Annotated in this window: 15 protein-coding genes; 3 read left to right on the top strand and 12 right to left on the bottom strand. The window is 60.0% G+C overall.

Annotation, left to right across the window (positions count from 1 at the left end):
• Positions 1 to 110 precede the first annotated feature (110 nt).
• On the bottom strand, positions 111 to 2,378 hold the full coding sequence (locus HU718_RS00650; protein ID WP_186613249.1) for an autotransporter domain-containing protein: 2,268 nt from the start codon (positions 2,376 to 2,378) through the stop codon (positions 111 to 113).
• Between the two features lie 199 nt (positions 2,379 to 2,577).
• Positions 2,578 to 5,535, bottom strand: coding sequence for an autotransporter outer membrane beta-barrel domain-containing protein (locus tag HU718_RS00645; RefSeq protein ID WP_186613251.1), 2,958 nt, complete (start codon positions 5,533 to 5,535; stop codon positions 2,578 to 2,580).
• A gap of 243 nt (positions 5,536 to 5,778) precedes the next feature.
• Between HU718_RS00645 and HU718_RS00640 the strand changes: the two genes are divergently transcribed.
• A complete protein-coding gene (locus HU718_RS00640) occupies positions 5,779 to 6,057 on the top strand; it encodes a helix-turn-helix domain-containing protein (RefSeq protein ID WP_150728967.1) in 279 nt (92 codons plus the stop codon).
• A 32-nt stretch (positions 6,058 to 6,089) separates the two neighbouring features.
• On the opposite strand, the gene HU718_RS00635 is transcribed toward HU718_RS00640, so the two are convergent.
• Both HU718_RS00635 and HU718_RS00630 read right to left on the bottom strand, forming a co-directional pair.
• Positions 6,090 to 6,926 carry an amino acid ABC transporter permease gene (locus HU718_RS00635; protein WP_150728968.1) on the bottom strand — a complete coding sequence of 279 codons (837 nt, stop codon included), beginning with the start codon at positions 6,924 to 6,926 and terminating at the stop codon, positions 6,090 to 6,092.
• Entirely contained in the window at positions 6,923 to 7,744 is an 822-nt protein-coding gene (locus tag HU718_RS00630; protein ID WP_150707759.1) for an ABC transporter substrate-binding protein, read from the bottom strand. The genes HU718_RS00635 and HU718_RS00630 overlap by 4 nt, the downstream gene beginning before the upstream one ends.
• Positions 7,745 to 7,857: 113 nt before the next feature.
• On the opposite strand from HU718_RS00630, the gene HU718_RS00625 reads away from it, so the two are divergent.
• A complete protein-coding gene (locus tag HU718_RS00625; RefSeq protein ID WP_150728969.1) occupies positions 7,858 to 8,757 on the top strand; it encodes a homocysteine S-methyltransferase family protein in 900 nt (299 codons plus the stop codon).
• 100 nt (positions 8,758 to 8,857) lie between these two features.
• Here the strand turns inward: HU718_RS00625 and HU718_RS00620 are convergent, their stop codons facing one another.
• The 3 genes from HU718_RS00620 to HU718_RS00610 are packed head-to-tail and all read right to left on the bottom strand — an operon-like array spanning position 8,858 to position 10,622.
• Complete coding sequence (locus HU718_RS00620) at positions 8,858 to 9,529, bottom strand: GNAT family N-acetyltransferase (protein WP_150728970.1); 672 nt, start codon at positions 9,527 to 9,529, stop codon at positions 8,858 to 8,860.
• Positions 9,530 to 9,541: 12 nt separating this feature from the next.
• Positions 9,542 to 9,988: a GNAT family N-acetyltransferase gene (locus HU718_RS00615; RefSeq protein ID WP_186613253.1), complete on the bottom strand. Its 447-nt coding sequence runs from the start codon at positions 9,986 to 9,988 to the stop codon at positions 9,542 to 9,544.
• 10 nt (positions 9,989 to 9,998) lie between these two features.
• Positions 9,999 to 10,622: an FMN-binding negative transcriptional regulator gene (locus tag HU718_RS00610; protein WP_150728972.1), complete on the bottom strand. Its 624-nt coding sequence runs from the start codon at positions 10,620 to 10,622 to the stop codon at positions 9,999 to 10,001.
• A gap of 92 nt (positions 10,623 to 10,714) precedes the next feature.
• Between HU718_RS00610 and pdxR the strand changes: the two genes are divergently transcribed.
• On the top strand, positions 10,715 to 12,268 hold the full coding sequence (pdxR, locus tag HU718_RS00605; RefSeq protein ID WP_186613255.1) for a MocR-like pyridoxine biosynthesis transcription factor PdxR: 1,554 nt from the start codon (positions 10,715 to 10,717) through the stop codon (positions 12,266 to 12,268).
• On the opposite strand, the gene HU718_RS00600 is transcribed toward pdxR, so the two are convergent.
• From HU718_RS00600 to HU718_RS00580, 5 genes are all read right to left on the bottom strand, one after another.
• Positions 12,225 to 16,838, bottom strand: a complete 4,614-nt coding sequence (locus HU718_RS00600; protein ID WP_186613257.1) for a dermonecrotic toxin domain-containing protein — start codon at positions 16,836 to 16,838, stop codon at positions 12,225 to 12,227. The genes pdxR and HU718_RS00600 overlap by 44 nt on opposite strands.
• 130 nt (positions 16,839 to 16,968) lie before the next feature.
• Positions 16,969 to 18,000 (bottom strand): histone deacetylase family protein, encoded by a 1,032-nt coding sequence (locus HU718_RS00595; protein ID WP_150728974.1) that lies wholly within the window; start codon positions 17,998 to 18,000, stop codon positions 16,969 to 16,971.
• A 257-nt stretch (positions 18,001 to 18,257) separates the two neighbouring features.
• Positions 18,258 to 19,253: an AraC family transcriptional regulator gene (locus tag HU718_RS00590; protein WP_186613259.1), complete on the bottom strand. Its 996-nt coding sequence runs from the start codon at positions 19,251 to 19,253 to the stop codon at positions 18,258 to 18,260.
• Positions 19,254 to 19,501: 248 nt separating this feature from the next.
• Positions 19,502 to 20,506, bottom strand: coding sequence for an asparaginase (locus HU718_RS00585; protein WP_186613261.1), 1,005 nt, complete (start codon positions 20,504 to 20,506; stop codon positions 19,502 to 19,504).
• 170 nt (positions 20,507 to 20,676) lie between these two features.
• Positions 20,677 to 22,125: an alanine/glycine:cation symporter family protein gene (locus tag HU718_RS00580; RefSeq protein WP_186613263.1), complete on the bottom strand. Its 1,449-nt coding sequence runs from the start codon at positions 22,123 to 22,125 to the stop codon at positions 20,677 to 20,679.
• Between the last annotated feature and the right edge of the window lie 219 nt (positions 22,126 to 22,344).

Here is a 22,344-nt window from a genome sequence, read left to right as displayed (position 1 = left end):
GAGGCCAGTGCGGGAGCGAGCCTGCTCGCGAAGAGGAGTGTCAGTCGATATTTATTCAACTGACAGAGCGCATTCGCGAGCAGGCTCCCACAGTGATGATGTTCAATCCGTCAGAACGCCATGCGCCATTGGCCCATCACGCCGTGGGTGCGGCTGTCAGTGGCCATCTCACCAGTGAGACCAACACCGACCGTGTGATTGGCAGACAGCCCGAGATCAATGCCTGCATCCAAGGCCAGGCTGTTGCGATCCAGCGCGGCACCGGCAACCTCAAACCGCTTGCCACCCTTGACCAGTTGCTGGCGGGTGTCGCTTTCGATCTCGCCAAAGGTGTGTTTCCAGCCGGCACTGAAGCGCGGCGTCAACGTCATGCCGTTATCCAGCCGATTGATTTTTGCCGTGCGCAGGCCGAAGGTGCTGCTGAGGTTGTCGCGGGTTTGCCCAAAGACTTTCAGCGCCGCATCCCCACCTTTTTCGCTGTAGCTGTCGCGCTGGTAGCGCTGATAACCGACGCTGGCGAACGGTTCGAGCGTCGCGTTGTGCCGGCCAACATTGACCGCCAGTTCGGCAAAGGCTTGCTGAGTATTGGCGTCGTAATTGCCCTTGAGGCGATCATTGAATCCGTTGAAGGCCACACGACGTTTGCTGTCGCCGTCATGACTGGCATAGGTCGCCCCGAGACGCAGTGAAAATGGTCCGTCCTGACGCACGGCATAGGCACCGAGGTGCCAGCTGTCGAGGTCGCCCTCATATTGCCGAGCGTCGAGTCGGGTTTGCGATTTACCACCGACCAGGCCGATATGCCATTGCTCATCGAGCCGCCAGTCGGCGCCCATGACCAGACCTTGGGTGGCGTGTTTCAGGGTACTGTCGAAGTCGCGGTCGACCTTGCCGCCATGGCCGAGCGCCTGAATCCACACCCGCCCGGAATCCGCGCCGCCAGCGGCCTGACGCGGCGAGTTGCCGGAACCGTAGGCAGAGCCGTAACGGCTATTTAGTTGTTGCATGGCCGAGAGCATGCTCGCACTGACGGGGGTGATGCTGCTCAGGGTGGCTTTGGCGAGGTTGGCGTTACTGCCGGCGGCGAGTTGTTCGAGGGCGATGGGGGCGGTGGTTTTGTCGCTGGTCAGCAGTGCGGCGACTGCTGCGTTTGCAGGTTTTATTGGCGTAGATGCGGGCTGTTCGGCGGACTCGTTAACTTGCGCAGTAAGAGGTTCGTCCGGCATTGGCGATGGGACGGACGCTGCGTTGGGAGTTGGCGCTGAAGTCGGAACAGGAACAGGAACAGGAACAGGAACAGAAATTGGTGCTGGAGTGGGTGCAGATGCCGTCAATGGCGTTGGCGTTGGCGTTGGCGTTGGCGTCGCGGATGGCGCAGGCGCTGTTGGATCGATAATGCTTTCGGCAACAACACGACCGTTGTCTGTCGTGGCAGCGCCCGAAAGCGGCTCACCGTTACGGGCGTAAGTCAGCCCGACGGACTTTTTGTTGTATTGCGGAGTGGCTGTCATGAAGGCGAGGTCGTTCACAATTGCGCCGAATTTACCTTCTACGCTGCCAGCTTCGATGATTTTGTACTGGCGACTTGATGGGTACTCCCCCGGAGTAGCGACAATTCTCAGGGTGGCATCGTCAAGCTTGGCTGCACCATCGACCTTGATCGTCTGACTGCCGACGGGACTGACTTCATAAGCCAGTTCGGCGTTTGGGGAAAAGCTCAGGTTGCCTTTCACCCTCGGACTGCCGTGCAACTCATTGACCGTGAGCAGGCCATTCACGTGCAGATTTCCTACCGTACCCTTGCCCGCAAAACTGCCGCCTTTCTCTACTTGTACGTTGCCCTTGATACTTCCCTTGTTGAAAAGCTTGCCAGCGCTAATCGCGCCTCCCTCTATGGCGCCCAGGTTTGTCAGCGTACCGCTGGACTCTACCAACACACCTTCCTTGAAGTCTCCCTTGCTGCTGAGCGTCCAGTCTCCCTGGACGAGATGCAATCCATTGAGATTACGGGTGTCTTTTAGCGTGCCGCCGTTAGAGGCATTCACTACCAATACGTTTTTCCCCTCGCCGCCATCTAACCGCCCGCTGACGGTGGCGCCGTCATTGAGAACGATCAAATCGTTGAGTGCTGCACCTTGGAAAATACTTTCGGGTGTATTGAGCACGATGGGCACAGTGTTTTTATCGCCAATAAAACGCTGAATCCTTTCGAGAGCCTCGTTATATGACCTGATTTCTGGCAGCTCCGGCACGTTTATGTCGGGGAGTGACTTGACTACGTCAGGCTGCTGCTGAGCGTTGGCAAGCTGTAAACCGCCAAGTGCCAGCGCAACGGCTAGAGCCAAGTGTTTTGGTGCGAATTTGTGTTGAGCAGACATTCAGTTGGATCTCTTTTAATAAGAGACCCAACTCTATTGATGCCCCGAAAAATCCGATGTCGGCTGCTTCCCGCAGGCTTGCAGGCGACATCGCATCGTTTTGTAGAAAATGACCCTCAGATCCGCAACCAAGCCTTTTACTCGGCTGTCGCGGTCCTTTTTCCTACAACCAATCAAGACCCCGCCGGCTGTTCAACCCTCAAAAACTCATCTGCCACTGCCCGATCAAACCGTGATTGCGGCTGTTGCTGCCGATCTCACCGCTGTATCCCACACCCAAGGTATGCCGCGCAGAAATCCCCACATCCAGCCCGGCCTCCAGCACCAGGCTGTCACGATCCAGCGAGCTGCCATCGACACTGAACGCCGTGCCGCCAGTCACAAACGCCTGACGCGTCGAGTTGCTGACATCGCCGTAGGTGTGTTTCCAGCCAGCGGCCATGCGCGGCGTTACGCTCATGCCATTGTCGAGGCTGCTCAGGTGCGCCAGGCGCAGGCCGAAGGTACTGCTGAAGTTGTCCTGGGTCTGGCTGTCGACTTGCAGCGCGGCGGCGCCACCTTTTTCCTGATAGCTGTCGCGGTGGTAACGCTGATAACCGAGGCTGGCGAACGGTTCGGCGCTGAGGCGGCCGCTGCCCATGGCATAGCCGAGTTCGGCGAAGGCTTGCTGGCTATCGGCGTCGTAGTCGCCTTTCGGGCGGTCGCTGAAACCATTGAAGGCGATGGTGCGTTTGCTTTCGCCCTGATGGCCGCTGTACGCCGCGCCGAGACGCAGCGAGATCGGGCCGTTTTGATGTAGCGCGTAGACGCCTGCGTGCCAGCTCTCAACGTTGCCGTCGACGCCGGTCGCGTCCAGATCGGTTTTCGAATAACCGCCCAGTACGCCCAGGCGCCATGCCGGATTCAGTGACCAGTCGGCGCCCAGCACGTTGCCCTTGGTGCGTTGCTCCAGACCACTGCTGCCGTGCTCGCCATCGAGTTTGCCGTAGCCGCCGATGCCTTGCAGCCAGAGGCGGCCGCGAGCGTTCGGGTCATTCAGGTTGCGCGCCTCGGACGGCACGCCATTGGCTGCCAGCACGGGTGTGTCGCGTTGGTCGAGACCGACCAGCAGTCCCGGGCTGCCGCCCATTTGCTGCATCGCCGAGAGCATGCTGCTGCCGACCTGACTGCTGGCGCCGAGGGTGGCGCTGGTCAGGTTGGCGTTGCTGGCACCGGCCAGTTGCTCGATCGCCGCGCCAGCGCTGCTTTGGCTGGTATTGAGCAAGGCGTTGTACAGCGCACTGTTTTTGCCGATTGAGGCGAGGCTGTTGGCGGCGTTTGTGCCGTTGCCGGTCGTGGCGAACTCATTGAAAGCCACGTCGTTGCGAGTGTAGGTCAGGTCAACTTGGGTAGGCGTGTAGGCGAGGGTCGGCGTCAGGAATGCGTAGTCGCTGCTGACTTTGCCGAAAGTGCCGTTGACCTGCGCCGCTTGCAGCACGGTGTAGTGGCTCTGCCATGGATACGTGCCGCTGCCGGGATTCACTGCGAGCGTTGCGCCGTTGAGATTGGCGATGCCGCCGACCTGTACCGGCGCGCTGCTGCCGTCGGCGTTGACGCCGTAAGCGAGGGTGGCTGTGCTGCCCATGTTCAAATCGCGAACGATGGTTGCGCGACCGAGGCTGGTATCGGTGCGCAATGTGCCGTTGACAGTGAGGCTGCCCACCGAACCGCCACCGGCATACACACCGCCGGCATCCACGGTCAGGTTGCCGGCGATGCTGCCTTGGTTGACCAGTGTGGCACCGTCGCGCACCGCGCCACCGTCACTGAAGTCGCCGCTGCCGGTGAGCGTCCACGCACCTTGTTCGACCTCCAGCCATTCGAAGTTGCGACTGGCGCCGAAGCTGCCACCGGCCGCGTCATCCATCACCACCCGGTCATAACCGCTGCCGCCATCCACAACGCCGACAAAGCGACTGCCGTTGCGCAAGGTCAGGCTGTCGTTACCGCCGCCCAGATCCAGCGCCAGGCCATTGCTGCCACTGATCGTGCCGCCGTTGATGACGTTGTCGGCGAACTCGCCGACGAGCTTTACGCCGAAACCGTTGAGGCCTTGAATGGTGCCGAAGTTTTCCAGAGTGGTCGCCGCCAGCCCCGAGCCGCCGCTGCCATCGTCGACCAGAATGGCGCTATCGGCGCCGCTGATCAAAGCGTTGCTGGCGTTGAGAATGTAACCGCCACCCAGCGCGATACCTTCGCTGCCATTGGCGAAACCGCCCTTGTCGACACCGCCGGCACCGACGCCTTGAATGGTCCCGTAGTTTTCGATGTGGGCGATCTTGTCGATGTCCACGCCGTCGCCGTCACCGTTCGCTTGCAAGCCTGAGTAAGCGCCAGTGATGGTGCCGTGGTTAATCACCGTGCCATCGCCGTCGGAACCGAAGCCGGAACCATTGCGGCCAGTGATCTGCCCGTAGTTGATCAGCGTCGCGCCAAGATCGGTGGTGATGCCATGGCGGCCACCGGAAATCACCCCGTAGTTGGTCACGCTGACACCGCTCGCGGAATCGATATCGATGCCGTCTAATTTCTCGTCGGCATTGTGCGAATCGCCGGTGGAAATCTCGCCGTAGTTGGTAATGGTCGCGTTGGCGCCGGTCTTCATGCCGTCGCTGGCGTCGCCGCGAATCAGCCCGCTGGCGCGGTTGATGATGGTGGTCTTCACGCCGTCACTGCGCATCGCGTCCAGATCCAGACCCTGGCCGGTGGTGGAGCGAATCACGCCGCTGTTGTCGATCACCAAACTGCCGCTGACGAAATTGCTGTCGATGCGCAAGGCGTCGTTGGCGCCGAGAATCTGCCCACCGCTGCGGTTGTAGATTGTGTAGTTGCGCGCCTGGGTCAGGTTGCCACTGCTGTCGATGGCCCGTCCGCCTGTTGAAATGATTTTCCCGGCGTTATCGACCACCACACCCGCACCACTGGTCTTGTCTTTCAGGCTCACGGCCTTGCCGCTGTTGGTGATGCTGCCCGGCGCGGAAATCGTCAACGTATCGTTGCCACCCAGCGTTTGCGCTGCCGTGGTGGCGGTGTCGATCTGCACGGTTTTGCCGTGGGCTGCCGTGGCGGCGATCAACAGGGCGATGGCGAGAGACAGACGCTGGGGCGGGAACGGCATGGTCGGACAGCCTTTTTGTTATAAGCGGGCCGTCCTGTATAGCGAAGGGTTTTTACAGAATGATGTCGTTGGTTGATCTGCATTGTTTTGCATTCAGATTTCGCTTGTCAGGGGTAAATCTGCATTTTGTTGCAGATTTTGGCGTTCTATCAGGCTTTGAATGCACTACATTGCATCCGGCATCAATGAAGGCTCTGTTGAAATGTATTTAAAAGTACAGGAAATGAAAGCGTGGGATCTGCAATGAGCCTGACGGTACCTGAGCGCATGGCGCTCATCGAAAGCATCCAAGAAGCGCTGGCCGACGGGACATTGGAAATCAGCGAAGCCGTCCGCCGTTTACGAGTTGAGGTGACAGGGCTGCATCAAATCCAATTCGCTAAGATGTGCAAAATTTCGGTCCGCACGTTGATACACATAGAGCACGCTGAGGGTAATCAGACGTTGAGGTCGTTGGACTCAATATTCCGATTGTTTGGCCTGAAAATGGGCGTTGTGCGGGTACGCCGAGAGCCCCATTAAAACCCGACGCAGCCCGCAAGGTGCTGATCACCCTAGCTCCGCCGCACGTATGCCTTGCCGTAATGCCGCTCCATGCGCGCCTGAATCAACTCGAGGCCAATCGACATCAGCCAGTAAATGATCGCCGCCGTCGTCAGCATTTCGATGTAGCGGTAGCTTGAGCGCCCGTATGACTGGGCGAGAAACATCACTTCCCAGACGCCCATCACCGAAATCAGTGACGAGTCCTTGAGCATCGAAATGAACTGGTTGGTCGTGGGCGGGATGATTGTGCGCATGGCTTGCGGCAGGGTGATGCGCCAGAAAATCACTGTCTCGCGCATACCCAGTGCCAGCGAAGCTTCGCGTTGGCCGTGGTCGACCCCGAGGATGCCGGCGCGAAAGATCTCGCTGAGATAGGCGCCGTAGTTCAACGACAGGGCAATGATGCCCGCGACGATGGCGCCAGGCACGATGCCCAGTTGCGGCAAGCCGAGGTAGATCAGCAGGATCTGGATGAGCAGTGGCGTGCCGCGAAAGAACGAGGTGTAAAAACTGGCGATGCCGAACGCCACGGCGCTTTTCGACAGGCGTGCCAATGCCGTGATGAAGCCCAGCAGGGACGAAGCGACAATCGAGCACACGCAGAGGAACAGCGTCAGCGCTGCACCCTGCAAGAAGCCGTTGGGCGCCAGGTGCAGGCCGACCAGATTGGGCAGCTTGTCGAGGATGATCGAGAACTTCAGGTCGAAGCTCAGGAAGAACCCGGCGAACAGGCAGAACAGCGTTGCCCAGGTCAGGTACAGCCGCGTTCGAAAACCGAACAGGCGTTGCAGGCGTGTTTCAGCCACCGGTTGCGGTGGCTGGGGAGGCGTCGGGAAAGAAGTCATTGGCTGATATCAGCGCCGATCCATTTTTGCGACAGCTTGCTCAGGGTGCCGTCCTGTTTCAGTTGCGCGAACACCTCGCGCACTTTGGCGTCCCATTGCGCGTCGCCCTTTTCGATGGCCACCGAGTTCGGCTCCGAATACAGCGGCGCGCCGGCCAGTTTGAAGCGTTTGTCCTGGTTCAGACGTGGTTGCGCGGTGACGAGGTTGGTGAGGATTGCATCCAGGCGTACGCCGGCGCCCAGGCCCAAGTCCTGGAAGGCGACGTTGTCGGTATCGTATGGCGCGATCTGCACATCGTCGAACGGGTACTGCAACTGCGTGTCTTCGGCGCCTTCGATGACCAGGTTCTTGTTCAGATAACTTTCGTAACTGGACGCGCTGGTGAGGCCGACTTTTTTGCCACTCAGATCCTTGGCAGCGTGAATCCGATCATCCTTGGCGTTGACCACGATCACCGCTGGAGAAGCGTAGTACTTGACCGGGAAATCGAACACTTCGGCGCGGGCCTTGCTCGGCGTCATCGAGCAGATGCAGATATCGTAGCGCCCGCTCCAGCGGCCGGCGGCAATGACGTCCCAGGACGGCGTTTCCAGGCGTAGCTTGACGCCCAACTTGTCAGCTACGGCTTTGGCGACGTCCACGTCGAAGCCATCGAGCTGGTTCTGGTCATTGAGAAACGAGAACGGTGGATAGCTTTCCATCAGCACGCCGACCAGTTCTTTTTTCTGCTCGATACGATCCAGCGTGGCGCCAGCAAAGGCGTGAGTGGAAGCGGCCAGAATCGTCAGGCCCAGGGCCAGTAGCGGTTTAAATTTCACAGTCGATCCCTGGGTAAAAAAGAGGTTGTTTTTAACGGAATGGTGCGTATTAAATAGTTATAAGAACGACTCTGATAGTGAGTTATTTTCATAAGCATATGAGTGAAAAGCATATGGGCGCAGGCAGCACGATTATTCTCGATGGCGGCATGGGCCGTGAGTTGCAGCGCGCCGGGGCGCCATTTCGTCAGCCGGAGTGGTCGGCGCTGGCGTTGAGCGAGGCGCCGCAAGCGGTTGAGGGGGTGCATGCCGCTTATATCGCCAGTGGCGCCAATGTGATTACCACCAATAGTTACGCCGTGGTGCCGTTCCATATTGGCGAAGAACGTTTCGCCGCCGAAGGGCAGGCGCTGGCCGCGTTGGCCGGTGAGCTGGCGCGGCGTGCGGTGCAGGCCTCGGGAAAATCCGTGCGGGTGGCCGGCTCATTGCCGCCGCTGTTTGGCTCCTATCGTCCGGATCTGTTCGAGGCCGCACGAGTAACCGAGTTGCTGACGCCCTTGGTCAATGGCCTGACACCGCACGTTGATCTGTGGCTGGCGGAAACCCAGAGTTCGATCATCGAGGCGCGCGCCATTCACGCCGGGTTGCCGAAGGATGGCAAACCGTTCTGGTTGTCGTTCACCTTGAAGGACGAAGACACCGATGAAGTGCCGCGCCTGCGCTCTGGAGAGCCTGTCGCCGAAGCCGCTGCGGTGGCGGCTGACTTGGGTGTCGAGACGTTGTTGTTCAATTGCAGTCAGCCAGAAGTGATCGGTGCCGCGATTGATGCCGCGCGTGAAACCTTCGAGCGTCTGGGCGTGAAGATAAACATTGGTGCTTACGCCAATGCGTTTCCGCCGCAGCCCAAAGAGGCTACGGCCAATGACGGACTCGATCCGCTACGCGAGGATCTGGATCCGCCGGGTTACCTGCATTGGGCGATTGACTGGCAGCAGCGCGGTGCGAGCCATCTGGGTGGTTGCTGCGGGATCGGGCCGGAGCACATTGCGGTGCTTGCGCAAAAGCTGGGCTGAAAACAGATCAAAAGATCGCAGCCTGCGGCATCTCCTACAGGGTGAACGTCAATCCCGTGTAGGAGCTGCCGCAGGCTGCGATCTTTTGCTTTTCAGGTAATCACGATCGGCATTCAACCAAGCCTTTGACCTGTCCGTCGGGCGTCTGATTTTCATCCGACAGCCACCGCTCGAAACCTGCCGCAATCGTCGGCCACTCGCTATCCAGAATCGAGTACCACGCGGTGTCGCGGTTCTGCCCCTTGACCACCATATGCTGGCGGAACACGCCTTCGAAGCTGAAGCCCAGACGTTCTGCGGCGTATTTGGAGCGGGCGTTGCCGTTGTTGCATTTCCATTCGAGGCGGCGGTAGCCGAGGTCGAAGGAGTGTTTGGCCAGCAGGTACACCGCTTCGGTGCTTCTCGGCGAGCGCTGCATTGGCGCGCCGAAGGTGACGTGGCCGATTTCGATACGGCCTTGGGCCGGGACGATCGACATCAGGCTAAGGATGCCTTGTACCTGACCGCTGGCGCGATCAACGACGCTGAAGAAATACGGGTCGCTGGCGGCCGCGTGGTTGTTCAGCCAAGCGTCGAAAACGCTGCGTTCCGGGAACGGGCCGTAGGGCAAATAATCCCAGAGTTTCGGATCGGCACCGGGGCCTTCGAGTGCGGCGAACAGCTGGTCACCGTGGCGCGCCGGGTCGAGTCTTTCCAGGCGGATGAAACGGCCTTCGAGCAGTGTGGCGCTAGGGGCAGGGACGCCTTTCCAGTCAGCGAGTGATGCGGTCATGCGTGCGTCTCCTTAAATGGCTTTGCGAAACTGGATGAAGCCCGGGCGTTCAGCGATGCGCTCGTAGAGCTGGATCGCGGTGGCGTTGGTTTCGCGGGTCAGCCAGTGCACTTTGCAGCAGCCGTCAGTCTTGGCTGTGGCGTAAACGTGTTCGATCAACAGACGGCCGACGCCAGTGCCGCGAGTTTCTGGCGCAACCAGCAAATCTTGCAGGTAGCAGGAGTTTTCAATGCTCCAGTTCGAGCGATGGTAGATGTAATGCACCATGCCCACGGCCTTACCGTCGGCCCACGCCAATGCCGCGTGGGTTGGCTCGCTCGGGTCGAGAAAACGCTGCCAAGTGCTGTGCGTCACAGCGTCCGGCAGTTCGGTGTTGTAGAACCGCAGGTAGGCCTGCCACAGCGGCAGCCAGGCGGCGTGGTCGTCGGCGCTGACCTGTCGAATGTCGATCTGACTCATGGGAATTTCCTTAGCGCATCAATCGGGCGAGGGTTTGATCATTGATTTCCGGGCTGGCCGCCAGGCCTTCGCGCACGCCGGCAATGTCTTCGGCACTGCGGTTCTGGCTGAGCTTGCGTTTGCCTTCGAGGCGGTCGATGGGAATGGCGAAACCGACAATCGCTTTGAGCATGCCGTCGATGTAATCGGCAGGCGCATCGGCGACGGACCACGGTTGTGCGCGGCCGGCTTCATGACGGTCGGTGAGGGTGCTGACGATGTCGAGCAAACGCCCACCATCGCTGAAGGTTTCGGCGTGGCCATAGGCGTGCACGGCGATGTAGTTCCAGGTCGGCACGACTTTGCCGTGCTCGGCCTTGCTCGGATAAAAGCCCGGGCTGACGTAGGCGTCGGCGCCAGCGAAGATCAGCATGGCCTCGGCGCCGTCGCGCAAGTCTTTCCATTGCGGGTTGGCGCGGGCCAGGTGCCCGTAGAGCGTGCCGTACTCGCCTTGTTCGCAATGCAGCAGCACCGGCACATGGCTGGCTTGCAGGCCGTTTTCGCCGTGAGTCACCAGAATGGCGAGGCGGGTGGCGAGAATCAGTTCGTGCAGTTGGGACAGGTCTTCGATGGCAAAGGCGCGTGGCGTGTACATGGACAGATTTTCCTTGGCGAATGCCTGCATCGTAGGCAGGCTATTGGTCTGTTGTAAGAGCCATTGATGACCAATTTCATAGGTCCATTGTCATGTCCGATTTGCCAACGATGTCCATGCCATTCAACCCCGCCGGTATCGAGCTGGATCGCCGCCAGGGGTTGAGTCGTCAGCTCTATCAGGCATTGCGCCTGCGGGTACTGGATGGACGGCTGGCGAGCGGCACGCGGTTGCCGGCCAGTCGCGATCTGGCGGCGGCGTTGGGGATTTCCCGCAACAGCGTGGTGCGCGCCTACGATCAACTGTATGCCGAAGGCTTTATCGAAGGGCGGGTAGGGGATGGCACCTACGTCGCACAATTGATGCCGGTAGCGAGCCCTGCGAAAAAACTATCCACAAAAGTATCCACAGGGTTTTCAACAGGCTTACCCACAGCCTTATCCACAAATTGGCTGGATTTACCTGTGATTCCATCCAGTAAAGTTATCCACAACGATAGTTTTTCGCGCATCGAAAAGAACCATTTGGCCCGGCCACCGAGTGGTCCGCCACGAGCATTTCGGGTCGGTGTACCGGCGTTTGATCTGTTCCCGTTTGAGGTGTGGGCCAAGCTGAATGCGGCTTTCTGGCGTAAACCGGATCTGGAGCAGCTGTGTTACGGCGACCCGTCCGGCGACGCGCGCCTGCGTGCAATGATCGCCGCCTATTTGCGCAGTTCGCGCGGCATGCAGTGCTCACCTGAGCAAATTGTGATCACCAGCGGCGCACAACAGGGCATTAGCCTTTGTGCACAGTTGCTGGTGGAGCCGGGCGATGCTGTGGCGATCGAGAATCCGGGCTACCGCGCGGCCGGTCATGCGTTCGCCGTGGCGGGCGCTCGTTTGCACGGCATTGCCGTGGACGAAGAGGGCATGGATTGCTCGGCGCTGTCGGCCACCGGGGATTGTCGGGTTGCGTATGTCACGCCCTCGCATCAATACCCGACCGGCGTGGTGATGAGCCTGGCGCGACGTCTTGAACTGCTCGCCTGGGCCGAGCGTTGCCAAGGCTGGATCGTCGAGGATGACTACGATGGCGAGTACCGCTACACCGGTGCACCACTGGCACCGTTGGCGGCACTCGATCGACAGGGACGCGTGCTGTATGTCGGCACTTTCGGCAAGGTCGCGTTCCCGGCATTGCGCCTCGGTTATCTGGTGCTGCCCCCCGCGTTGGTCGATGCGTTCTCGCAACGCCGGGCGGTGGATGTCCGGCATTCCGAGGTGAGTACCCAGGCCGTGATGGCCGAGTTCATGGCGGCCGGGCATTTTCAGCGGCATATCCGACGCATGCGTCGCGCCGCCCTGAGCCGTCGCAACACTTTGCTCGACGGTTGGCCGGCAGCCATTGCCGGTGTGGGCGATTTACCCGCCGTTTCCGCCGGGCTGCATCTGACCGTGGCCGTTGACAGCATCGAACGCGAGCAGCAGTTGATCGCGCAGGCTGCTCGTGTCGATGTTGAGATCAACGGCTTGAGCAGCTATTGGCTGCCCGATTCCACCACGCCTCTGGACCAGCGTGCCGGGCTGGTGCTGGGTTTTGCCGCTGTCCCTGAGCCGGCGATCAAAGCGGCGCTGACCCGCTTACATCTGGCTTGGCGGGCGTGAAGAAAACGCTTTCGGCGAGCTGGCTTGAAAGAATCTCGCTGCGATGAATTTCGATCACTTGCTGATTGTTCAAGCCGCGCAAGTCATATGCACCACCGAGGCGACGCTGTGCCACGGTTTTCATGTGTGCGGCACCGATGGGTGTCAGCGGGGCGTCTACACTTTGATAGTGAAAGTGCGCATAGCACAGGACCTTGTCGGTTTTCGCATCGCGTACTTCGTATTCGTCGAGAAAGTCGTTGGCGTGTTTTTTCAGCCTGCGTCGAGTAACGGTTTTGGTGATGTTTACTTCACGTTGGCTTTTCAGCCACTCAACCCCTGCGGCCGTGGGCGGTTGCTGTTTGATCATGTTGATGCGCAGGCTGGTGCCTTTTTCGTAAAGACGGGTCGCGGCATCATTGAGGGCGTGACCAAGGGTTTCCGTCCCGGGTGACGAGCCGGCAGTGAGATTGCTTGCCGTCAACGCTTCATCGATCGCCGCGTTGGCCTTGCGCAGGCGGGCAGCATGATTATGAAAGGCCTCTTCAATCTCGACCGGAATTCGTTGTGCGCGTTTGATGCGGGCCTCGGTACGCTGTTCGAACGCAGGCAGGCCATCGATCAACGCCTGCCCCTCCTCAATGCTGGTTTTAAGATTCGGCCTGGCCTTGGGTCTGGCAGGAGGCGATGGCGTCGTGCCGTGTTCGACCCACTCCCCCGGCGTCTTCTCATGAAACGTAGCGATTACCCCGGTCAGTTCGCTGCGCACTTCAACCAGGTCGGTGTCGTGGCCATCAATACTCTTTTTTCGTTCGCCGACCAGGGTGCCTTTGAATCGGGTCTTGATGATTTTTCGGCTGGAGGCCGAGGCCGAAGGCGGTCTCGATGGGCCGGGCTGGGGATCCAGCAAGTGTTTGTTACGCAGCAGATCCGCCAGTCGCACATCGGTTTGCGCCTTGAACTCGATCACTCGAGTGCGCACGTGCCCCAGTCGAGCCGACTGAATCTGCTCGGGAAACTCTACGGCGAAATCGGCAAAGCGTTGATCCACAGCGGCAAACTGTTCCGAGACATTGCTCAGGGCGTCGATTCTTTCGCGCAGATTGCTCAGGCTTTCGTCAGCGGTCAGGTTCAGTGAACTCTGAATATTCAGCGCAGCATCTTCAATAAGCGTTTCCAGTGTCTGTTGCGCATCGGCGCGGATTGCTGTTTCGCCGGGCTTGATGCAAATCTCTTGGCCAAGGCTGATCTGCAACAGCTTGAGATCATTCAAATCGTAGGCCGGCAGCGCTTTTCGATAAATGGCCAGGGTTTCCACGGCGTCCCTGCCAAGCAGTTCGAGCTCGCGGAATCGGCTATGCGCCGACTCGATCTTGTCGATGATGCCCTGGGTCTGATCAGTCATTTGTTCACAGGCCTGGATAAAGGCCTGCCGCTCGACGCGGGTGTCGTCCGCAATCATCGCCATCGTCGTCATTACATTGGTTTGATAGTCGGTGGAATGCTGGCTGAGCCACTCCTGGCCAAGAAACAATTGCATCTCCAACCGTTGGATCATCGTCGTGCGATAGTTGGGAATGTCCTGCGCGAGGTTCAATGCCTTGATCTTCTCGATGTTCGCGCCGTAGTCCTTGCTCTGCGCATCGAGGGTGTCCAGATACTGCTGGCGTGCCGCTGCCAGGGCTTGTGGTTGAGCCGAGAGCATTGCGCTGTGGGCTTGATCGAGTCGGTTCTGTTTGTCCTCCATCGTCAAGTCGAAAGCCTTGAGGTCGATGGTCAGTTTTTTCGCTTGCCTGTCGCTTTTGCTCTTGGCGTCCTTGCGGCGATTGCGCAGCCCGCCCCCGCGCAGGCGCAAGCGCAGGTCGACCACCCATAGACCGCCGGTGCTGCGGGTGAGTAAGGGGCCGGATATCAGCGATTGCATACGCGTGTCGATGATCTGCACATCTTCGTTGTCATTGATCGCGACCTCAAACCAGCGTTTGCCGACGGGGGCATACCATTTGTTCTGATGTGCATAGAGGTGTTGATGTCGACCGGTACTGGCGGCATCACCAAGCCCTTCTGGTTTCTCGACGTTGAAACGGTCGAGCAGGGATTTCAGCGCCAGGGGCGAGCGCAGTAGCGCGGCCATGGCGTTGACCGAGGATTCATGGGCGGCGGGCAGCTCGGTACGGGTGACGTCGGGCAAGCGCAACGGTTTGATCGGCGCCGGGCGTGAGGTTGTTGCCTGCGCCTCTTCCTCTGGTTCCACATAGGCTGATTCGGCGGGGGGCGCGTCGCCGACCGCGGCGCGATGAGCGAGCACCATGCCCAGCGCGAGGAAAATATCGGCCAGCGCCGTCCAGGCAAACTTGCCGGACTCTTGATTGGCGACGTCGCTGATCTCCTGCAAGTCGTCCATGATCTGCCAGATCCATGCCGCCGTGCCGACACTGCGGCCCAGAAACGGCAGTGCCGCATTGAAAAGCATCCAGCCGCCGCTTTTCAGTGTGGCCCAACGCGCTTCCGCATTGGAGACAGACTGGCGGTCGGCTTGAGTGATGACAGCCTGAGCGTTGGTGGTGTGCAAGGTCGTCAAGATGTCACTTTCGATGACGGCAGTGCTCAGAGCAACGGGGCCGGACATATCGATTGAGGTGAGCGGGTTGACCAACAGTTGCGGGATCGTCCACACCGACGGCAATTTAGCGGTGAACACGAACTGGCTGTAATTGAATCGCACATCGTCCGGCAACCAGGCCAGTACCGACTCACGCAGGTGTCGTGAATGCCGGATCGAATACAGCAGGTTGGCGTGACTGGGGTACTGAATCAGTGCCATGTCGAACAGCGGCCGATAAAGCACGCAGGGGCCCTTGCTTGCGTCGCGCGGGCCGATGACGAACATGTTGGTCACGGTGTCGGCCGCTGAACTTGTGCGATGGGCTACGAACGCCAGTGGCCGGATGACGATCTCTTGCCCATCGACTTGACGCGCTTCGGCACGGTCGTCAAGGACGGCGACCACGTATCGGTAACCCTGCTCGTCGATACCTGCTGTTCCACGAATCTTGTTTTGCAGTGCTAGCAACGGTAGTTCGAGAGCCAACTGACCGGTGTAAAGCTTCTGCAAGGCAGCCGCTTGCACGGCATCGTCAATCAGCAGCTTCTTCAGGTGCGCGGGGTAGGTTTTGCCGATGTCGACGGTGCTCACCAGTCGCTCGACATAAGCCACGGTCATCCAGTCCGGCAGAGCACTGTCGCCCTTGTAGCGTACGGTTTTATTGCCCAGCGGCAGACCTGCCAGGTTTTGCAGGGCAAGCTCGGTCAGCGACAGGCTCCTGGTTTGAATCTGGCCCGGCAAGACGAATGTGCCCCAAACCTCAAGACTGGCGATGCTGATCTCGATGTCGTCGATTTTCACCTCGCCCGCGCTCGGGTGCTCCTTGAGAATCTGCCGCGTCAGGGCCTCACGAGTAAAGGTCTGCAGACTGACGACCTGTGCCTGAAACGACCGACCCTTGTGCGAATGCTGCAACACCGTCAGGTCCAACAGGTAACGACTGAAAGCGGCCTGATCGGCGGGCGCGGCGTTGTCCAGCCAGGCAGGCAGCATCGGGCGCAGACGGTCGACATGGGGCTTGATGCCTGGCGGTGGCCGCCGGGGGCGACCGGTGTGAGGGTAGGGCAGATTGAATGTCGGGCCTTCGAAGAAATTGATCTCGCCGAGCGCGTCGCCTTCCAGCGCGATCAGAGTGCAGGCCTGGTGGTCGAAGAAGTTGCCTTGCGGTTCCACCAGCCGCCACTTGAGCCCGCGGTCAGGGGTGCGTTGCCAGTACTTGCGCGGCAGTGCTTCACCGAGTTCATCCAGCGAATCGAAACTCTGGAAGCCATGGATCACTGAATACGTCAGGATCATCGTGCGCTGCCCGACGGTGCCGATCAGTACGGCGCTGTCCAGCAGGGTCAGGTGACTGCTGTCTTCGTCTGCGACCTGGCTCTGATCGAGGTCAATCAGGCAGGCGCGGGTCTTGTAGGGGTCTGCGGGCAAACGCTGGTGCTTGTCCGGGACCTTGAAAACAGCCTGAGCCATGGCCAGTTGATCGGTGTCCCAGCCAGTACGGGCGCTGACATTCCAGACGTTGCGCAGAGCGTCCGACATTTGCTGCCAGCGTGGCTGATGCGCAGCGGTGAATGCGCCCCAATAAGCAATATGTTGCTCTTTGAAGGCCACGAACATCAGGGGCGCGAGTTCGTTGAGCAGGCGGCCGACGGCGTCGATCTTTACCGGCAACTGGATCGCCAGTCTGCCGGGCTGCAGCGTCAGAAAGTGCTCTGCATCGAGGTAGGTCACGGTGGTTCCGTTCAGCGTGAGCCGTACCAGAGCATCGGTCAGCGATTCGATCTGCTCGCGGCCGGGGACGATGCGCCCGCCCTCGTAGAACCAGGACGGCGTCACCACCATGGCCTGTTGCGGATCAATGTTCAGCGTTGGATACAGCGTCTTGAGTGCCGGTTGCAGGGTTTTCGAGGCGACCTCGCGCAACGAGGGGCCGGTCATCAGTTGGGTCACTACATCAATGGTATTGGGGAGGGGAAAATCGGGCATGAGCCATTCCTGATCTGACGAGAGAGATTCATATCAGGGCAAGGTAGAGGTCGCGTCGTGGAGGTGTGCGGTACATAAATCTTGCGGGCAAAAAAAGACCCGCGAGCGCGGGTCCTCAGCTGTTTTCGGGTTACTGCGCGCTTTCGAAACCTTCAAGTACGTTCACTGCGTTGATTCCGATTTCTTCCACCGCGTAACCGCCCTCCATTACAAACAGTACGGGTTTGCCGAGGGCGGCAATGCGCCTGCCCATTGCCAGATAGTCCGGGCTGTCGAGTTTGAATTGCGAGATCGGATCGTCTTTGAACGTGTCGACCCCCAGCGAGACGACGATGATGTCGGCGCCGTAGCTGTCGATTTCATTGCAGGCCTGATCCAGTGCCGCGCTCCAGGCATCCCAGGCGGAACCGGCAGGCAGCGGATAGTTGAAGTTGAAGCCTTCACCGCCGCCTTCGCCACGTTCATCTTCGTACCCGAGGAAGAAGGGGAACTCGGCTTCCGGATGGCCGTGAATCGAGGTGAACAGCACGTCGCTGCGCTCGTAGAAAATCGACTGCGTGCCGTTGCCGTGGTGATAGTCGACATCGAGGATCGCGACCTTCTGGTGGCCCTGATCGAGGAAAGCCTGGGCCGCGATGGCCGCATTGTTGAGGTAGCAATACCCGCCCATCAAATCGCTGGCAGCGTGGTGTCCCGGCGGACGACACAGGGCGAAGGCACTGCGCGCACCCTGCTGGATCGCCGCTTGTGCGGTCAGGGCAACCTGCGCTGCGCTGTAGGCGGCTTGCCAGGTGCCGGCAGTGATCGGTGCGCCGCCATCGAAGCTGTAATAGCCGAGCTGGCCGTGCAGGCTGGTCGGTTTGATTGCACGTAGCGTGCGCGCCGGCCAGGTGTAGGGCAGCAGGTCGCCGTCGGTGTTGAATTCGGTCCAGCGCTCCCAGGCGCCTTTGAAGAAGTCGAGGTAGTCGCGGCTGTGGATACGGGCAATCGGTTCGAGGCCGAAATCCCTGGGCGCCTCGACCGGGCCGAGGTTCTGCTGCTGCACCCTTTGCAGCACATGGTCGGCGCGCGATGGCATCTCGAAGCAGGGCTTGAGCTGGCCATCGATCAATTCGCAACGGCCATGGTGCAGGTGATGATCGTCTGAGTAGATCGTCAGCATTTGTTGTTCTCCGCAGGGCTGATTCGGTTGTTGTCAGTGTTGCGGGACAAGACGAATCGGAAAACGGCAGGAAAGGCCAAAAGGGGATGGATGTGGCCAAAAACTCTGACCGAAATTCGCCCCTTATCGAGGGTTCGGGAAATAAACCGACAAATCTCCTGTGGGAGCGAGCCTGCTCGCGAAGAGGGCGTGTCAGGCACCATGGATGTGATTGATCTGGCGCTTTCGCGAGCAGGCTCGCTCCCACAGGTCAGCAGTCAATGCGGGCGGAACTGGCTGGGGGCAACGCCGCTCCAGCGTACAAAGGCATGGCGGAAGCTGGCGGTCTCGCTGAAGCCTAGGGTTTCGGCGATGCGGTAGATCGGCAGTTGATCCTCACACAACATCTGCTTGGCTCGCTCGAAGCGCAGTTCGTCGAGCAACTCCTGATAGCTGCTGCCCATGTCCTTGAGATGCCGGCGCAAGGTACGTGGCGAACACTTCATCTGTTGCGCCAGACCTTCCAGCCCCGGTGCGGCATTCAGTTGGGCACTGAGCAACTGACGAATCCGCCCCAGCCACGCTTGGCGCCCGGTGAACTCAAGATTCTGCTTGCGGCACCGTTCGGCCATGGCTTGATGGGTAATGCCATCGGCCAGCGGCAGCGGTTGATCGAGCCAGTGGCGATCGAAGGCAAAGGCGTTGTCCTTGGCGGTGAAGTGCAACGGTGAGCTGAAGTGTTCGGCATAGCTGTCGCGGTAGTCCGGCGCGGCGTGCTCGAACCGCGTCGCGCGCAAGGGCAACGGATGCCCGAGCAAATCATCGCAAATCACTTTCAGTGAAACCAGGCAAAACTCGGCATTGAACACCGCCATCGCCGGGCTCTCGCGATAATCGGCGGCGACGAACCAGACGCGCTCGCCATCGTCTTCCATGCTCAGCTCGAAAAGTGTTCCCAACAGCGCCGGATACCGGATGGCCAGACGTAAAGCGTCACCGAAGGTGGCACAGGTAAGCAGCGCGTAACCGAGGATGCCGTAGCAGGAAACGTGCATGCGCCGACCCAGTTCCAGGCCGATGTCATGCTTGAGCGCGACGGCATTGGCGCAAACCTGCATCTCCTGATTGGTGGTAATACGGGTGTCGGCGCGCTGCAAATCTGCCGCACTGATGCCGCTGCCGGCCAACAGCGCCTCGCTCGACAGGCCTTCGGCTTTGAAGGTGTTGAGGATCAGCGAGACAGCGTTGAGGGTGGTGAGGTGGGAGTGAAGCATGGGATCTTCCAGCCTTGAGATGGCTGGAACGCAGCAAGTTGTATGCCGCAGCAGCCCCTCACCCCAGCCCTCTCCCAAAGGGAGAGGGGGCCGATTGGGGGATATTGAAGAGATACGCCGACGTGAAAAAACTGTGCCGAATCCATAATCGACACTTTTTTTCAGGTCGGCGTATAGCGCAAGACACTAAGGTCAGTCCCCTCTCCCTCCGGGAGAGGGCTAGGGTGAGGGCCATTCCAGAGCCTTGCTCAGAGCAACTCACCACACAAGTCCAGTTCGATCAGCCGGCGGACATCACCTGTATCCAGCCCTGCCCCCAGCAACCCATGCAACTTGCCGAACGCTGCTTCGCGAGTCATGCCGCCGCCGGACAACACGCCAGCACCGCGCAAACGACTGCCAGCCTCGTAGACATCCAGCTCAACGCCTCCTTCATGACACTGCGTGACCGCAACCACGACCACGCCGTTATCCCGCGCACGGCCAAGGCTTGCCAGAAACTCAGGGTTGTCGCTCGGCCCTGTACCGCTGCCGTAGCACTCCAGCACCAGACCTTGAATGCCGCTGGCGAGAAGTCCGTCGAGCACCTCGGCACTGATGCCGGGGAACAGCGGCAGCACCGCCACCTTGACCAGTTGCTTCGGTTGGTTGTAGTTCAACGACGCTGGAATCGATGGGGCTTTGATACCGCCGCCCTGACGCTCCAGACGCTTGAACGGATGACGGCCAAAACTGCGCACTTTCGCGCAACGGGTCGGCGCCAGCAGTTCGCCGTGGAAATACAGATGGACGCCCGGTGCCAGACCCTGGCCGAGGGCAACCAGTGCGCCGCCAAGGTTTTCCCAGGCATCGCTGTCGGTAACGCCGGCCGGCAGCATTGAGCCGGTGAAGCACACGCGGGCGTGCAGGCCGAGCAACTGGAAACTCATCGCCGCCGCGCTATAGGCCAGGGTGTCGGTGCCGTGCAGGATCAGCACGCTGTCGCAGCCTTGCACATCCACGGCATCGACCACCGCTTCACGCAGTTGCTGCCAATAGGCCGGGGTCATATTGGCGCTGTCGATCAGCGGCGACATTTCACGGAAGCGCCACTGCGGCAAGACGAGTTCAGGCTGGCTGTGCAGGTAGTCACGCATCCGCGCTTCGAAACCGGACGCCGGGGCCAGGCCATTGGCACTGGCCTGCATACCTATGGTGCCACCGGTATAGAGCACCATGACGTGTTGGGCGGCGGGGTAGGAATTGGCAATCATCTGAGGTCTCCACAAGAGATGACATTGTAGGAGTGAGCCTGCTCGCGATAGCGGTCTTTCAGCCAACATAAATGTTGAATGATGAACCGCTATCGCGAGCAGGCTCACTCCTACAAGTTATTGCATCACAATAACTGACGGGCGCAGGGGATGCGCCCGTCATTCACCTGTCAGCGTTGCGCTGCAGGTACGCCTTGCGGCTCGGCTTCGGTCTTGCCCGCTGTTGCCGGCGGGTTGGTTGGCCAGGCTTTCAGGTCCAGATCCAGATCAGCAAATTTGCTCGAGTCGAACACCGGCTGTTTGACGCCGGCGCGGCGCTGCTCGTCGTAGTCGCGCATCACACGCATGCCGACCTTGAACAGCATGGCCAGCGCGATCAGGTTGACGAAGGCCAGGCAGGTCATGGTGATGTCGGCGAAGGCGAACACGGTCGACAGGTCCTGCATCGAACCCCAGACCACCAGCGCCAGCACCAGGCCGCGGAAAATCATCAGCGCGGCGCGGTTGCGGGTGAGGAACTGCAGGCTGTTTTCGCCCAGGTAGTAGTTGTAGAGGATGCAGGTGAAGACGAACAGTGACAGCGCGACGCTGACGAACATGCGACCCCAGTCACCGACCACAGCGGCCAGCGAGTTCTGGGTCAGGACGATGCCGTCACCTTCGAAGCCCGGGGTGTAGAAGCCCGACAGCAGGATCAGCAGCGCGGTGCAGGTGCAGATCACGAAGGTGTCGAGGAACACGCTGAAAGCCTGAACCACGCCCTGAGCGCCCGGGTGCTTCACGGCGGCCACGGCGGCGACGTTCGGCGCACTGCCCAGGCCCGCTTCGTTGGCGAACACGCCACGCTTCACGCCCATGACGATGGCGCTGCCGAGCAGGCCGCCAAAGGCCGGGTCGAGACCGAAGGCGCTCTTGAAGATGGTTTCCAGCATGGCGGGCACGTGTTCGATCTGGGTACCGATCACGTACAGGGTCACGCCGATATAGGCCAGGGTCTTGATCGGCACCAGCAGGTCGGACACCGAGGCGATACGCTTGATGCCGCCGATGAAGGTGATAGCCAGCAGCACCGCCAGGACGATACCGGTGTGTTGTGGGTTGAATTCAAAGGCGTTCTGCAGCGAGTGGGTCACGGTGTACGACTGCAGACCAATGAAGGCAAAGCCGTAGGTGACCAGCAGCAGGACCGAGAACACCACCGCCATGCCTTTGAGTTTCAGGCCGTGCTGGATGTAGTAAGCCGGGCCGCCCCGGTACAGGCCGTCGCCATCGGCGCGCTTGTAGACTTGGGCCAGGGTGCACTCGAAGAAGCTGCTGGACATGCCGACCAGTGCGGTCACCCACATCCAGAACACCGCACCCGGACCACCCAAGGTCACGGCGATGCCGACACCGGCGATGTTGCCTGCACCGACGCGGCCGGCAAGGCTGAGCATCAGGGCCTGGAACGAGCTGAGTTGCCCGGCGCTGCCCTTGAGGCTGTCGCGGAACACCGCGAACATGTGGAAGAAGTGGCGCAATTGAACGAAACGCGAGCGAATCGTGAAGTAGCTACCGAGCCCGACAATGAGCACGATCAGTACTTTCCCTGAGAGGAAGTCGTTAATGACTTCGAGCATGGATTTTTCCTCGCTGTTTATTGTGTAAGCAAATACTGGATGGAAGAAACATCGTGTTACACCGGTGTGCGCGCGGCACGACGGGTGAGGCGAAGGTTTCGTCCGGTTCCATTTCGCGGGTTTGTTATTAGTTCGGGTTTCACATGGGTTATGGCCTCGTTACCGACGACCGCTCATGCGAAGAGGGGCGGCACTATACCGATCAGTGGCGCGCCCGTC

It is taken from the genome of Pseudomonas tensinigenes (genome assembly GCF_014268445.2).
Lineage (GTDB): Bacteria > Pseudomonadota > Gammaproteobacteria > Pseudomonadales > Pseudomonadaceae > Aquipseudomonas > Aquipseudomonas tensinigenes.
The sequence above is the reverse complement of the archived record's forward strand: the minus strand, read 5'-3'. Positions and strand labels throughout refer to the sequence as shown.

What these genes read in the sequence shown, in the direction of transcription:
- HU718_RS00610 (WP_150728972.1), bottom strand. Translation starts at nt 10,622, where the DNA reads ATGTACACGCCACGCGCCTTTGCCATCGAAGACCTGTCCCAACTGCAC.
- pdxR (WP_186613255.1), top strand. Translation starts at nt 10,715, where the DNA reads ATGTCCGATTTGCCAACGATGTCCATGCCATTCAACCCCGCCGGTATC.
- HU718_RS00615 (WP_186613253.1), bottom strand. Translation starts at nt 9,988, where the DNA reads ATGAGTCAGATCGACATTCGACAGGTCAGCGCCGACGACCACGCCGCC.
- HU718_RS00635 (WP_150728968.1), bottom strand. Translation starts at nt 6,926, where the DNA reads ATGACTTCTTTCCCGACGCCTCCCCAGCCACCGCAACCGGTGGCTGAA.
- HU718_RS00590 (WP_186613259.1), bottom strand. Translation starts at nt 19,253, where the DNA reads ATGCTTCACTCCCACCTCACCACCCTCAACGCTGTCTCGCTGATCCTC.
- HU718_RS00645 (WP_186613251.1), bottom strand. Translation starts at nt 5,535, where the DNA reads ATGCCGTTCCCGCCCCAGCGTCTGTCTCTCGCCATCGCCCTGTTGATC.
- HU718_RS00595 (WP_150728974.1), bottom strand. Translation starts at nt 18,000, where the DNA reads ATGCTGACGATCTACTCAGACGATCATCACCTGCACCATGGCCGTTGC.
- HU718_RS00640 (WP_150728967.1), top strand. Translation starts at nt 5,779, where the DNA reads ATGAGCCTGACGGTACCTGAGCGCATGGCGCTCATCGAAAGCATCCAA.
- HU718_RS00580 (WP_186613263.1), bottom strand. Translation starts at nt 22,125, where the DNA reads ATGCTCGAAGTCATTAACGACTTCCTCTCAGGGAAAGTACTGATCGTG.
- HU718_RS00625 (WP_150728969.1), top strand. Translation starts at nt 7,858, where the DNA reads ATGGGCGCAGGCAGCACGATTATTCTCGATGGCGGCATGGGCCGTGAG.
- HU718_RS00620 (WP_150728970.1), bottom strand. Translation starts at nt 9,529, where the DNA reads ATGACCGCATCACTCGCTGACTGGAAAGGCGTCCCTGCCCCTAGCGCC.
- HU718_RS00650 (WP_186613249.1), bottom strand. Translation starts at nt 2,378, where the DNA reads ATGTCTGCTCAACACAAATTCGCACCAAAACACTTGGCTCTAGCCGTT.
- HU718_RS00600 (WP_186613257.1), bottom strand. Translation starts at nt 16,838, where the DNA reads ATGCCCGATTTTCCCCTCCCCAATACCATTGATGTAGTGACCCAACTG.
- HU718_RS00585 (WP_186613261.1), bottom strand. Translation starts at nt 20,506, where the DNA reads ATGATTGCCAATTCCTACCCCGCCGCCCAACACGTCATGGTGCTCTAT.